Source organism: Nocardia asteroides (assembly GCF_900637185.1).
GTDB lineage: Bacteria > Actinomycetota > Actinomycetes > Mycobacteriales > Mycobacteriaceae > Nocardia > Nocardia asteroides.
The window spans coordinates 5,385,291-5,397,933 of record NZ_LR134352.1 but is presented as its reverse complement, the minus strand read 5'-3'; the positions used below and the strand labels follow the sequence as shown (position 1 = coordinate 5,397,933).

Sequence of the window (12,643 nt, the reverse complement as noted above, 5' to 3'; positions counted from 1 at the left end):
GCCGCGATCGGAGCGTTGGTGATAATCCTCGCGTGGACGCGCTGGACCTGAACCTGTTGCTCGCCCTCGACGCGCTGCTCGACACCCACAGCGTGACCGAGTCGGCCCGGCGGCTGCACACCTCGACCTCGGCGATGAGCCGCACCCTCACCCGGCTGCGCACCGTCCTGGGCGACCCGCTGCTCGTCCGCTCCGGCAGACAGCTGGTGCCCACCCCGCGCGCCCTGGAACTACGCCACGACGTCGCGGCCCTGGTCGACCAGGCGCGGTTGCTGCTGACCGCCCGCGACGCCACCGGTGCCGGGCGCACCCGCGAATTCGTCGTCCGCGCCACCGATTCGGTGTCGGCCCGGCTGTCCGGCCCGCTGCTGGCCGCGGTGCGCGCCCAGCTGCCCGGGGTGACGGTGCGCCTGCTCGCCGCCGACCCGGCCGACACCGCGGTGGCGCTGCGCGACGGACGGGTCGACGTCGAGGTCGGCATGCTCGGCCAGACCGATCCCGAGACCGTGGTGACCCGCCTGTTCGCCGACCGCTGGGTGGGTTTGGCCGCCGCGGACCACCCGTTCGGCACCGACCGCCCCACTGTCGCCGCCTACGCGTCCGCGCCGCACCTGGAGGTCTCGGCCACCGGCCGCACCCACAGTCCCATCGACGACCGCCTGGCGCTGCACGGCCGCACCCGCCGCGTGGTCGCCACGGTGCCCGACCTGTCGACGGCCCTGTTCACCGTCGCCACCACCGACCTGGTCTGTCCCGCACCGGAACTGCTGTCCCGGCCCGCCCGCGCGGCGCTGGGCCTGACCATGTTCGAGATCCCGCTGCCCCTGCCCGCCCCCGTGGTGGCGATGGCCTGGCATCCACGCAATTCCGCCGACGCGGGTCACCGCGCCCTGCGCGACCTCATCGCCGACGTTCTGCGCGACACCCCGCGACCCGAGCTGGTGCCGGTCGCGGCGCCTGCCTAGCCCGCGTCGGTCGGCGGCGGCCCGAACACGTCGCGCCGCTGCAACCCGGCCGACCGCTTCAGCTCGTCGAGCATCGCCTGCAGTTTGTCGCCGTGCGCCCGCTCCTCCCGGTCGAACGCGCGGAAGGTACCGGTCACCGTGATCCCGGCCGCATCGGTCTCCGTCGGCGGCGCCGGATCGGACGTGATCCGCCGCAGGGGGCTGGTCGCGGGGGAGTCCGGCGCTGTCGCCCCGTTCACGGTTCCGGTGAATTCGGTTGTGCCACTGTAGTTCCCGGTGTCGAACCGTGCCGGCGCCGAGCCTGCCGGAGCCGGTGTGGTGAACGCCGTTGACCCGGTGAGGGGCGTCGAATTCGCGGACCCGACGCGGCCGCCCGCGGAGGGGAGATCCGCAGCCGCATCGAACGGTGCCTGGTGACCGGGAGCGGCTGAATTTGCCGCACGAGTGTCGAAGTCGGCCGCGCCCAACGTCGTCGGCGTATCGGCATGCGTCAGTCCATCTGCGCGCTGCGCCGTCGCTCGCCCAGTGGGAGCTTCCGGCGCACCCGTGTTCGTGAAGGCGTCGAAGTCGGCCTTCTCGGCCACCGCCGCGTCCCCGGTGTAGGCCGGGCTGTCGGGGCGTCCGGCCGGCTCGACCGTCGGCCGGACGCTGGGAGTACCCGTCGCGCCGGTGTCCCCGGAACTGTCGAAATGTGCGGTCCCCGGCGTCGTCGCAGCGCCGGAGCCGCCGAGGTCGGCCACGTTCCCCGACGACACCGGTGCGCCGGGGTTGGTCAGGCCAGTGGGCCTTGTTTCGCCGCGGGACGCAGGAGAAGCACTGGGGTTTGTCAGGCCGGTGGGCCTTGCCTCGCCGCCGGGCCCAGAAGTGACGCTGGGGTTGGTGTCGGCAGGGCTTGCCTCGCTGCTGGGCGCAAGAGTGACGCTGTGGTTGGTGCCGACGGGCCTTGCCTCGTTGCCGGATGCAGGAGTGACGCTGGGGTTGGTCAGGCCGGCGAGGTCCGCGGCATCCATGGTCGTGCGGTGGGCGGAGAGGCGTGACGGGCTGCGGGTCGGGAGGCCGCTCGGAGTCGGCGAGCTGGGATCGGCGCTGGATCCGCGGGTGGGCAATTCGACCGAGGCGCTGTGTGCGCCGAAGTGCGCGGGTGCGGTGGGGGTTCCCGGCTCGCCAGGCCCCGCGGCGGGGGAGGTGAGGGTCGATCGGGGCTCTGATGGGGATGAGGCAGGCGTGGCGGGGTTGTTCAGGGCTGAGCTCGGGTTCGTGGCCGGGCCCGGTCTCGTAGCTGTCTCCGGACTCATGGGTGTGTCCGGACCGAAGGTCGTGTCCGAGCCGATGGTCGTGTCTGGACCAGGGGGAGTGGCTCGGCCCGGCAGGTAGCCGGAATCGGTGGCGTACGGGCGGTTCGGTGCGTCCGGTTTCGGGGCGGAGAGGCGAGTCGGCGGGGCCGGGGCGTCCGTGTGCGGTGCCGCGGACGGCGATCCCGGACCGCGGTCGTCGACGGACGAGTCGGAGTGCTGGGATCCGCCGGTGAATCCGTTGCGGGGGTGGCCCGCCGGGCTCGGCGCCGACGGCGTCGTCAGGTCCTCGTCGGTGAATGTCCACTGGATCCCGTTGGCGGTGGAACCCGACACCGCGGTGCCATGATCCGCGACGGCACGCGCGTCGAACCCGTTCACCGCGCGTCCGTTGACCGGCGACTCCTCACGATGACCTGCGGTGAGCCCGGCGGACCGGAGATCTCCTGCCGCAGGCTCCTCCCCGGCGCTCCCGGTCCGCGCCTCCGGCACACCATGCCGCGCCACCACACCGGGCACGGTCACGTCGTCGCCGTGCCTGCTCACCGGCCGGGCCCGCTCGACCTCGACGGGCCGCATCCCGACCTCGGTCTTCTCCTCCGAGAACGGATCCGCCACACCGGCATCCGCCGACGACGTGAACCCGGCATCCCGCCCAGGCGCGCCGTGCCCGCCGACCGGCGCCGCCGCAGCGGATCCCGCCGTCGAGGTCGGGCCGTCGGCAACGGGCACCTCGGCCGTGTCACCGAATCCCTGGACCCGGCCACCATCGACAGATTCCGTCGCGTCCCCGGCAGTGCCCAGCCCGTGACCGACGCCGACCGCGCCGCTGCCCGTCGCGCTGTAACTCCGCGCAGAACCGGACGTTCGGTCCTCTGCCCGGACGACACCGGCTGTCGTCGGCGGAACATCGGTCCCCTGCACCGCAGTGTCGAGCTCGGCGTCGTGCGCCGACTCGCTCAGCTCGGAGCCGAGCGCCCGGCGAGCGGCCGGAATCGTCCGGGCGAACCCCACCGGCGAACCGTGCACCGCCCGCGAGTCGTCCCCGGTCGCGTCCGCCGAACTGTCCGCAGGCTGCTGCGCTTCCTCGGCGGTCCGAGCCTCAGCCGAACGGGAACCGCCGGCAGACTGTTCGCGATCCAGCGCGCGGCCGGGCTCGCTGACCTGACCGCCGGCCCGCGTGCTGTCCAGATCCCGGTCGTGAGCCTGCTGTGCGCGGTCGGTCTCGCTCCGGGCTCCCGGGGCGCTGTCGAGCGCTGGATTCGCGCCGTGCCGGGAACCGTTGCGCGTCTGCGCATCGGTGTCGAGCGCTCGGGCGCCCACCGGTTCGCTCAGCGCTCGGGTCGGGATCGGGCGGGCGCCGTTGCGTGGTGTGGCGGTGGCGCTGCGCGGCGGCAGGGCGTCCTGGTCGGAATCGGAGGTAGGCCGGCTGTCGGTCGTGCCGGATCCGTTGCGTGGCGCGATCTCGGGCAGCGATTCGGGCGGTCTGGACTCGTCGAGAACACGGATACCGGTCGACGCGGTCGCGCTCGTGTCCGCCGCCAGCGCGCCCGCGGCCCGCGCACCGTTGCGCGACGCCGCCTCCACGGGCGACGACGCGGTGGCGGACCGGCGGCCGTTGCGTGACGGCGCATCCGTCGACGACGCGGTGGCCGAACCGGCACCGTTGAGCGAAGCCTGGGGCGCGCGCCCCGACGTGTCGGCCGCCGGATAGCCGTTGCGGGGCGGCACCTCGGCCGCCGACGAGGCGACACCTCCGCGATGCCCCGGTGACGGCGCATCCTCCCGCCGGGCACCGTTGACGGTCCGCGCGCCGCCGCCACCTCCCGGACCCTCAGGCGAGAGGCCCCCGCCCGGCGAGGAGTCCGGCGGAAGCGTCACCTGCACACCGGCATCGGCTTGCAACGCCGCGATCAATTCGGCCAGCGCGGCCCTGGTCGAGCCGTCGTCGCTCGCTCGCGCGGGCTCCTGCGCGGCAGGCGCTTCGGGCGTTGCCCGCACCTCCTCGGGCGCGGTCCACTCCGCGGACGCGGCCCGGTCCTCGGCCGCCCGCGGAACCGGGGCGACGGTCAACGGCCAGGTCGGATCGCCCAGGTGATCGGTGCGCGAGTGCCTGCGTTCCAGCGGCGGACGCTGCGTCGCCTCGTCGATGTCCGGCTCGCCCCGTTCGGCGGCGGCACGTTCGGCGGCCTCGCGCACTTCCCGGCGACTTCGCGTCCCGCGCGGGGTGGGCGGCGGTGGCTGGTCTCCGTCGCCGCCGTCGAGCGCGTCCAACCGGGAACTCAGGCGCGAAATGTCCTGTGACGCATGAAAGGCCCAGGATTCCAGCCTGCGGATCCGGGTCTGGTCGGGAAGATCTTCGTCGGCGGGGAAGGCCGGCACTTCCTGCTGCACCCGCGCGGCGACGACATCGAGTTTGTCACTGACCTCACGCAGTGCCGCGGCGATACTCGCCAGCATCGACCCGATGGACTCGTCGTGCTCAGCGTGGTTCATGCACACCCTACTTCCCGTGCTCGGCGAGCGTGCCCGCCCCGGCCGCAGCGATCATATCCACCGTGGCCCCGGCCCGTGCGGCCGCGATGTCGCCGAGACCGGATCGGCGACGCGCCGAACGAATCGGTAATCCGGACGAAACGGACGGGCAACAGGCCCGGTCTGTGTATCGAAATGATCAAGATCTCGGGGACATTCCGCGACGTCGGCGCAATGAAATACCTTGATATACAGGTAGAGTCGCGTTTGTGATCTCGCTCACCGGCCGATGACGCACCCGAGCGCGGGTCAAGGGGGCTGGCGGCGTGTCGGCCGCTGCGGGAACCTGGAGGCGAGGGCGCGGACCAACGTCCCCGTCCCCGGCGAGGGAGTGATGGTGTGAGGACGAAGCGGCGGAGCGACACCCAGGTGGTGTGCGGACGGCGGGCGCTGCTCGACGAACTCGGTATCTCCGAGGGCACCAGGCGGGCGGCCCCGGAGCGCACCGGCTACGGCTGCGGGTGCCCCGAATGTGTGGCGACGCAGTGGAATACCCAGCGTCTGGAACATTGGATCAGCGGCAGGCTCACCGCGGCGGGCGCCGACGAAGCCGAGGTGGACGCCCGGATCGGCGACATCCCCGTCGACATATATTGGCGCCGCGGCGACCGTCGCTGTGTGGTGGAGGTCCACAGCGGCCCGCTCGACATCACCGCGGCCAGGGCACATCGGAAACGCCTGCAGGCCGCCGGAATCGACGACGTCCTGTGGGTCTGCCCGCAGGGGTATTGGGTGCCGCTGGTCCCCGCGGTCGGGATAGCCGACTTCGCGCCCGCTGCCGCCGACTACCGGATCGAGCAGGGACTGCTGACAGCGAGCGAGTCGGGTTTCGCCGCGCCGCTGCGAGCGAGCCAGGAGTTGCGTGACTTCCTCGCCGGTTGGGTGGCCGGCGAGATGCACTGGGGTCATGTGGATGTGAGCACAGGAGGGTGGGCCGAGGTGGGCACCTGGGAACGGCATACGGCGGCGCAGGCCGCGATGATCGAGCAGCAGCGCAACCAGCTGCGGGACCAGCGGGTGGAGCTGGCGGTCTCCCGGCAGACCGTGCGGGACAAGCAGAAACTGGTGACCCGCCTGCATCACCGCATCGACCGCGCGGGCGTGAACGCCGACGCCGAGGCGATCACCCTGGCCGGGGTGCGCAGCGAACTGGTCGCCCAGCAGCGGATCGCGGCCGGTCTGCGCGCGACGATCGGGCGGATGGACCGCACCATCAATCAGTGGCAGTGGCTGACCTGCTGCGCGATGCTGCTGGTGATCACGGTGATGGCGGGCGCCCTGGTGACGCGCTGAGCCGCAACGGCGTTCGGTCCCACCGCCAGTCGTTGCGCAGCACGAGCCCGGCCAGGTCGAGCAGCTCGAGGCCGGTCTCGGCGCGTAGCGCGGCCAGCGCGCGCCGGTCGTAGGGCCCGCGCGCCAGCTCGGCGGTGAGGCGCTGCTCCACGGCGGGATCGGTGGCGCGGGCGCGCAATTGGTCCGGGCCGAGTGCGCTGCCGGTCCAGGTGAGCCACCCCCAGCCGTGCTCGTGCGCGTACGCGCGGCCCAGCTCGCTCTGGATTCTGGTGTGATGGAAGGCGATCCGGCCGAGCGGGACCACGTCGATCAGAACGATCCGCCCGTCGGTGAGCTGGGCGGCGACGGTGGGGTAGTGCACGTGGTCGGCGCCGTCGAACTGGTAGGTGAGCGCGGTCGGCTCCTCGTGGAAGGCCGCGACCAGCGGGCTGGTGTCGAGGGTCCGCAGCAGTCGCGCGGCCAGCGCGGAGTCGTAGGCGACCTCGCGGCCCGCGGTGGCCAGATAGAACCGGCCGCGGCCCTCGTCGTCGGCGTCGGCGACCCGGGCCGAGGCGGTGGGCAGCGGCGCCGCCGGGCCGGTGGGCCAGTCGACGTCGTCGAGCAGCGGACCGAGGTCGTCGGGGGCGTCCACCGGGTGGAGTTTGGCCAGCATGCTGGCGGTCTTCTTCTGCCAGCCCAGGATTCGCTGCATCACGTAGCCCGCGACGCGTTTGGCGTCGGCCTGGTCGTGCCCGGCCAGCCGCAGCTTCAGGTAGGACCATTCCATCGCCACCAGGTCGGTGTCGGTCGCGTAGGTCTCGCCGAGCAGCTGCCGCACGAGCCGCAGATCACCCGCGTCGCGCGGGTAGCGGTGCTCGAACACGGTGCCGCAGCGATGGCCGGAGCGGGCCGCGTCCCGCACGATCCGGCCGATCGCCTTGGCGTAGAGCTGGCGGACACGGTCGCGGGCCAGGTCGTACCTGGCGCCGATGCGGGTGAGCGTTTCCGGCCGCTGACCGCCGATCCCCAGGCGCAGCGCGACGATCCGCGCGTCCCTGGCGGCGCGTTCGGCATGCTCGGCCAGTAGTTCGGCGACCAGTTCGTCGAGTTCCTCGAGCTCGAAGGAGACATCGCCGGCGATGTCGTTGTCGAGTTCCCTGCCGGCACTCACTGGGCGACCTCCCGCTGCTCGCTGTGTCGGGTCAGCGTAGCGGGGCGGACCGACAGTTCCGGGCTACAGCGCGGTGATGTACTCGCCGTAGAACAGGCACAGCCCGATCGCCGAGGCGATGCCCGCCAGCACCCAGAACCGGATGATCACCGCGGTTTCGGGCCAGTTGTTCAGTTCGAAGTGGTGATGGAACGGCGCCATCCGGAACAGCCGCGTGTGCGTGGTGCGGAAGACGACGATCTGCAGCAGCACCGACAGGATCTCGGCGACGAACAGCGCGCCGAGCACCACCGCGAGCAGTTCGGTGCGGCTGGTGATCGACAGCCCGGCGACCAGGCCGCCGAGGCCGAGCGAGCCGGTGTCGCCCATGAAGATCTTGGCGGGTGCGGCGTTCCACCACAGGAATCCGATGCAGGCGCCCGCGGCCGCGGCGCTGACCACCGCGAGATCGAGCGGGTCGCGCACGTTGTAGCAGCCGCGACCAGGGCCGAGTTCGCAGGAGTTCTCGTACTGCCACAGCGTGATCACCACGTAGGCGCCGAGGGTCAGGCTCATCGAGCCGGCGGCGAGCCCGTCGAGTCCGTCGGTGATGTTGACCGCGTTGGACCAGGCCACCACCAGCAGGCAGATGAACGCGACGAAGATCAGCGAACCGAACGCGATGGTGTTGATGTCGCGGACATAGGAGAGGTTGTTGCTCGCCGGGGTGAGCCCGGTGGCGCCGGGGAAGCGCAGCGCCAGGACCGCGAACACGACGGCGGCGCCGATCTGCCCGAGATATTTGCCCGCCGCGGTGAGTCCGAGGTTGCGGTGCTTGCGCAGTTTGATCGAGTCGTCGAGGAAACCGACCATGCCCAGTGCCGAGGCCAGCAGCAGGACCAGGACGCCGGAGGCGCTGGGACCCGGCGCGTCCCACAGCAACCCGATCAGGTGCGAACCGAGGAAGCCCGCCCAGACGCCGGCGCCGATCGCGAGGCCGCCCATGGTGGGGGTGCCGCGTTTGGTCTGATGGCTGGCCGGTCCGTCGATCCGGATCTCCTGGCCGAAGCCGCGCCGGGCGAACACCCGGATCAGCACGGGGGTGAGGGTGATGGTGACGAACAGGGCGATCCCCGCCGACAACAGGATCTGCCTCAACTGCTCGCCCTCCCACTGGCCGGTCCGCAGCGCCGCCGCAGGCCCGGCGACGCCGAGTGCCGATACTAGGGGAGCGCCGACCGGATCCGTGCCGGGAGTGACCTGGGTTACATCGGCACCGGCCGGCGGCCGGGCCTGGATACGCAAGAAGGCCCCGGTCGAAACCGGGGCCTTCTTGTGGTGCGCGATACTGGGATTGAACCAGTGACCTCTTCCGTGTCAGGGAAGCGCTCTCCCGCTGAGCTAATCGCGCGAGGTGGAGACGGGAATCGAACCCGTGTGCACGGCTTTGCAGGCCGTTGCCTCACCACTCGGCCACTCCACCGCGCAAAGGAGGATGGCATAATGCCTAACCTACCTCTCGAGCGGATGACGGGATTCGAACCCGCGACCCTCACCTTGGCAAGGTGATGCGCTACCAGCTGCGCTACATCCGCATTCACACTTCCGGAGGCTGTCGGCCTGGCGGCTTGGCTGCTCTCCGTGGTGCGAGGAAAACATTAGCCGACGGTCGGCGCAGACTACAAATCGGCTGGTAGATGGGCCTAAATGTGAATTACAGGCATGTTGTTCGGGTGGTCGGCAGGGGAGTGTGGGCGGCCGATGGGTGCTGAGGGTCCGGTGCTGCCCCGCATCCCGTGGACCGCGCCGAACTCGGCGGCGGGACCCGGTAGGCACCGCTTCTACGCGCGCGAGGCGGGGGCGGCAGCGAAGGGCGGAGTGATCGAGGGGCGGAGTGATCGAGCCGCCGAGTCGGCGCAATGCAGCATGAGATAACGTAGATATGCGCATTGAACGATGCGTTCCGCGATTGCTCCACCCGGCCCGCCACCGCGAGCGGCGGTCCACAGACTCCGCAAGGAAGCCGAACCGCCCCGTCACAAGGCGATTTGGTGTCACACCGGTGCCCCGTGCTAATGTTCCATCTCGTTCGAGAGGCCCTGAAAAAGCCGCTCGGCGCAGAGTTCGGTCCCATAGCTCAGCGGGAGAGCGTCCGCCTCACACGCGGAAGGTCGCTGGTTCGAAACCAGCTGGGACCACCGAGAACAGGCCATCACCGGCGCAGGTGGTGGCCTGTTTTGCTGTGCGCGGGTGTCGAAGACCTCACCGGGGGACATCCGGCGTCAGTGAAATTCCGGCGCTCATTAGCATCGATGCGACGGACAGATGAATGAAACCTGAGGACGTGTGTTGACTACCGAACAACTTGACCGCTGGAACGCTCAGGAAGCTGCGGCGGAGGCGATGATCCCGATCATCGGCACCCTGTACCGCAGCAAGGGCGTGACGATCCTGCTGCACAGCCGATCGCTCGTGAACAAGTCGGTGATCAGCATCCTGCGGACGCACCGGTTCGCGCGGCAGATCGAGGGCGAAGAGCTGTCGGTGGACGAGACCCTGCCCTTCCTGCAGGTGCTGAACACCCTCGACCTCGGTCCCTGCAAGATCGACCTCGGTCAGCTCGTCACCGCCTACCGGGCCGACGAGCGCGGCCTGTCGGTCGCCGAGTTCGCCGAGGTGGCGCTGGCCGACGTGATCGGCGCCGGCGCCGGGTCGCCCGGCCCGCGGGACGTGGTCCTCTACGGTTTCGGCCGCATCGGCCGCCTGGTGACCCGTCTGCTCATCGAGAAGGCCGGCTCCGGCAACGGCCTGAACCTGCGGGCCGTCGTGGTCCGCAAGGGCGGCGACGAGGACCTGGCCAAGCGCGCCTCGCTGCTGCGCCGCGACTCGGTGCACGGCGCCTTCAACGGCACGATCAAGGTCGACACCGACAACGACACGATCACCGCCAACGGCAACGTCATCAAGTTCATCTACAGCGACGACCCGAACTCGATCGACTACACCGAGTACGGCATCAGCGACGCGATCCTGATCGACAACACCGGCCGCTGGCGCGACCGTGACGGGCTGTCCCAGCACCTGCGCCCCGGCATCGCCAAGGTGGTGCTGACCGCGCCGGGCAAGGGCGACGTCCCCAACATCGTGCACGGCGTCAACCACCGCGGCCTGGACCTGACCCAGCAGATCTTCTCCTGCGCCTCCTGCACGACCAACGCGATCGTGCCGCCGCTCAAGGCGATGGACGACGAGTTCGGCATCCTGCGCGGCCACGTCGAGACGGTGCACTCGTTCACCAACGACCAGAACCTGCTGGACAACTACCACAAGGCCGACCGTCGCGGCCGGTCCGCGCCGTTCAACCTGGTGCTCACCGAGACCGGCGCCGCCTCCGCGGTCGCCAAGGCGATGCCGGACTTCAAGGCCAAGATCACCGGCAACTCGATCCGCGTTCCCACGCCGGACGTGTCCGTCGCGATCCTGAACCTGCACCTGGCGCAGGAGACCACCCGCGAGGCGGTGCTCGAGTACCTGCGTGAGGCGTCGCTGCACGGCCCGCTGAGCCGCAACCTCGACTACACCGCCGCCACCGACGTGGTGTCGAGCGACTTCATCGGCTCGCGCGCCGCGGCGATCATCGACGCCAACGCGACCATCGTCGAGGGCGACACCGCGATCCTCTACGTCTGGTACGACAACGAGTTCGGCTACTCGTGCCAGGTGGTCCGCACCGTGCAGTTCATCTCCGGGATCGAGTACCCGACCTACCCGCTGGTGACGGCGCAGGCCGAGGTGCGCGAGCCGGTCGCCGCCGACGCGGGCTAGTCACGCGGACGAGGCGGGCATCGGGCTGCGGCCCGGTGCCCGCCTTGTCGTGGTGGACGTCGATGTGCATACTGGGCACATGACGACTCGTCGAAAGGGCGTTCTGCGCCCGGGCCGTTGAGCCCCGCGCCGGTCATCGAACCGGCTTCCCGTCTTTCCTTCTGGCTGCGCGTGCGCGAATTCGCCGTGCCGCCACCCATGATCGAGATCGCTGCCGCGCGCCGCGGTGTCGGCGATTGGGCCGGCGCGTGTGCCGCGGCCGGTGTGGATGTCGACCTGGATCTGCGCGCGCTGGCCCGCACCAGGGGGCGCGCTCTGGCCGCCGCCGTCCGGGCCGATCTGCGTCATCTGGCACCGGATCTGCTGCGCTGGCACCTGCCCAGGATCGCGCCGGACGGCCTGCTCCGGCCGGGTCTCACGATGACGCTGGCCCGCTACGGCGAGCGCGAAATCGATGATGGCGGTGCCGGTGCCGTGCACCTGGTGGCGCGCACCCCGCCCGCGTGGGCCGATGCCGGTCAGCGGATCGCGCTCGCGCTGTGGGACGGATCCGGTCCGGTGCTGCATCCGCATCCACACCCCAATCGCCGGTTCCGGCTCGACCTGCACCGCCATCTGTGGGACGCGCGTCGCGCCGGTGAACTCCACAGTCGTTCCGGGGCGGCGCAATTCGGCTTCGCCGGTGTTCCGAGCGGTGTGGCGGCCGCGAACTGTGTGGTGCCCGTCGACTGGGCTGCGCCCTCCGGTCTCGCGGTGGACGCGGACTTCGGGAGTGCCGAGGACTGTGTGGTGCCCCCGAGCCTCGCGGTGCCCGCGGACTGCGCTGTCCACCGGTGGGCGGCTGAAGCGGGCATCCTGCTGCGGGCCGAGCATCGCGACAGCGGGCAGGTGCTGGTGCGCTGTGGGGCCCGGCAGCGCGTCGTCCTGGACGTGGCTTCCGACCGTGGTGCGTCACCGAGCCTGCGGATCGCCGAAAAGACCCCGCGCGGTGGGCTGTCCGGGCTACCCGTCCTCCCCGACGCGGCGACCTGGACCCTTCCTGACCTGGCCCTGATCCGGTCCGGAGCGCTCACCCCCGATCGGCTGCACCCGCTGGTCGCGCGCGCCCTCGCCCCGGACCATCCCGTCGCGCAACCCCACTCAGACAGCGCAAGTGCGCAGCGGATCGTGGAATGCCGAGGTGAGCGGCACCGGATCGGCCTCGTCGACGGTGTCCTGGTCGCGCTCGACCACGACGCCGACGAGATCCGGCGTGAGGAACTGCTGGTCGCGCTGACCGGGACCGCCCTGCCCTGCCTGCGGGCCGTCGACCTGGCGCATCGCCGCCCCGACTGGCTCGTCGACGTGCGGGAACGCTTGCACCACGGCGACATCGACGGTGCGCTGACCGTCGTCGAGGGTCTGCTCGGCCGCGACGCGGTGCTGCGTGACGGACCGTTGCGCGCCGAACTCGAGGCCGCGGCACGCCGCCGCGTCACCTACGGCCTGTTCCGGGCGGGCCTGCCCGCACCCGGTCACCACATCCCGATCTCCGCACCGAAGCGCAGGGACGCGCACCGCGCGCACCCGCGCCACGCGACCGCGCGCTGACTCGCGCGCCGATC

The 12,643-nt window shown here is 71.2% G+C and carries 7 protein-coding genes and 4 tRNA genes; 5 read left to right on the top strand and 6 right to left on the bottom strand.

The genetic code is table 11. The features are described from left to right. Positions 1 to 32 precede the first annotated feature (32 nt). A complete protein-coding gene (locus tag EL493_RS25230; RefSeq protein ID WP_019047945.1) occupies positions 33 to 965 on the top strand; it encodes a LysR family transcriptional regulator in 933 nt (310 codons plus the stop codon). Here EL493_RS25230 and EL493_RS25225 read toward each other — a convergent pair. Then, positions 962 to 4,753: a hypothetical protein gene (locus EL493_RS25225; RefSeq protein ID WP_020684142.1), complete on the bottom strand. Its 3,792-nt coding sequence runs from the start codon at positions 4,751 to 4,753 to the stop codon at positions 962 to 964. The genes EL493_RS25230 and EL493_RS25225 overlap by 4 nt on opposite strands. Before the next feature lie 378 nt (positions 4,754 to 5,131). Here EL493_RS25225 and EL493_RS25220 point away from each other — a divergent pair, with 378 nt between their 5' ends. Then, positions 5,132 to 6,085: a hypothetical protein gene (locus EL493_RS25220; protein WP_022566406.1), complete on the top strand. Its 954-nt coding sequence runs from the start codon at positions 5,132 to 5,134 to the stop codon at positions 6,083 to 6,085. Here the strand turns inward: EL493_RS25220 and EL493_RS25215 are convergent. The 5 genes from EL493_RS25215 to EL493_RS25195 form a co-directional block, all read right to left on the bottom strand. After that, positions 6,051 to 7,235, bottom strand: a complete 1,185-nt coding sequence (locus EL493_RS25215) for a sigma-70 family RNA polymerase sigma factor (RefSeq protein ID WP_019047943.1) — start codon at positions 7,233 to 7,235, stop codon at positions 6,051 to 6,053. The two genes, EL493_RS25220 and EL493_RS25215, sit on opposite strands and share 35 nt — an antisense overlap. 63 nt (positions 7,236 to 7,298) lie before the next feature. Further along, positions 7,299 to 8,372 carry a phospho-N-acetylmuramoyl-pentapeptide-transferase gene (gene mraY, locus EL493_RS25210; protein ID WP_019047942.1) on the bottom strand — a complete coding sequence of 358 codons (1,074 nt, stop codon included), beginning with the start codon at positions 8,370 to 8,372 and terminating at the stop codon, positions 7,299 to 7,301. 178 nt (positions 8,373 to 8,550) lie between these two features. Beyond that, positions 8,551 to 8,625 (bottom strand) — tRNA-Val (locus EL493_RS25205). Between the two features lies 1 nt (position 8,626). Further along, positions 8,627 to 8,697, bottom strand: a tRNA-Cys gene (locus tag EL493_RS25200). 39 nt (positions 8,698 to 8,736) lie between these two features. Then, positions 8,737 to 8,809: transfer RNA gene (locus EL493_RS25195), tRNA-Gly, on the bottom strand. A 531-nt stretch (positions 8,810 to 9,340) separates the two neighbouring features. Between EL493_RS25195 and EL493_RS25190 the strand changes: the two genes are divergently transcribed. The 3 genes from EL493_RS25190 to EL493_RS25180 all read left to right on the top strand — a co-directional run bounded on the left by EL493_RS25190 (position 9,341) and on the right by EL493_RS25180 (position 12,629). Next, positions 9,341 to 9,412, top strand: a tRNA-Val gene (locus EL493_RS25190). A gap of 205 nt (positions 9,413 to 9,617) precedes the next feature. Continuing rightward, a complete protein-coding gene (locus EL493_RS25185) occupies positions 9,618 to 11,039 on the top strand; it encodes a glyceraldehyde-3-phosphate dehydrogenase (protein ID WP_019047941.1) in 1,422 nt (473 codons plus the stop codon). Positions 11,040 to 11,237: 198 nt separating this feature from the next. Further along, complete coding sequence (locus tag EL493_RS25180) at positions 11,238 to 12,629, top strand: hypothetical protein (RefSeq protein ID WP_211359246.1); 1,392 nt, start codon at positions 11,238 to 11,240, stop codon at positions 12,627 to 12,629. Positions 12,630 to 12,643: the final 14 nt, after the last annotated feature.

Excerpts from the sequence above, each read along its gene's own strand:
- EL493_RS25225 (WP_020684142.1), bottom strand. The coding sequence starts at position 4,753 with ATGAACCACGCTGAGCACGACGAGTCCATCGGGTCGATGCTGGCGAGT.
- EL493_RS25185 (WP_019047941.1), top strand. The coding sequence starts at position 9,618 with ATGATCCCGATCATCGGCACCCTGTACCGCAGCAAGGGCGTGACGATC.
- EL493_RS25180 (WP_211359246.1), top strand. The coding sequence starts at position 11,238 with ATGATCGAGATCGCTGCCGCGCGCCGCGGTGTCGGCGATTGGGCCGGC.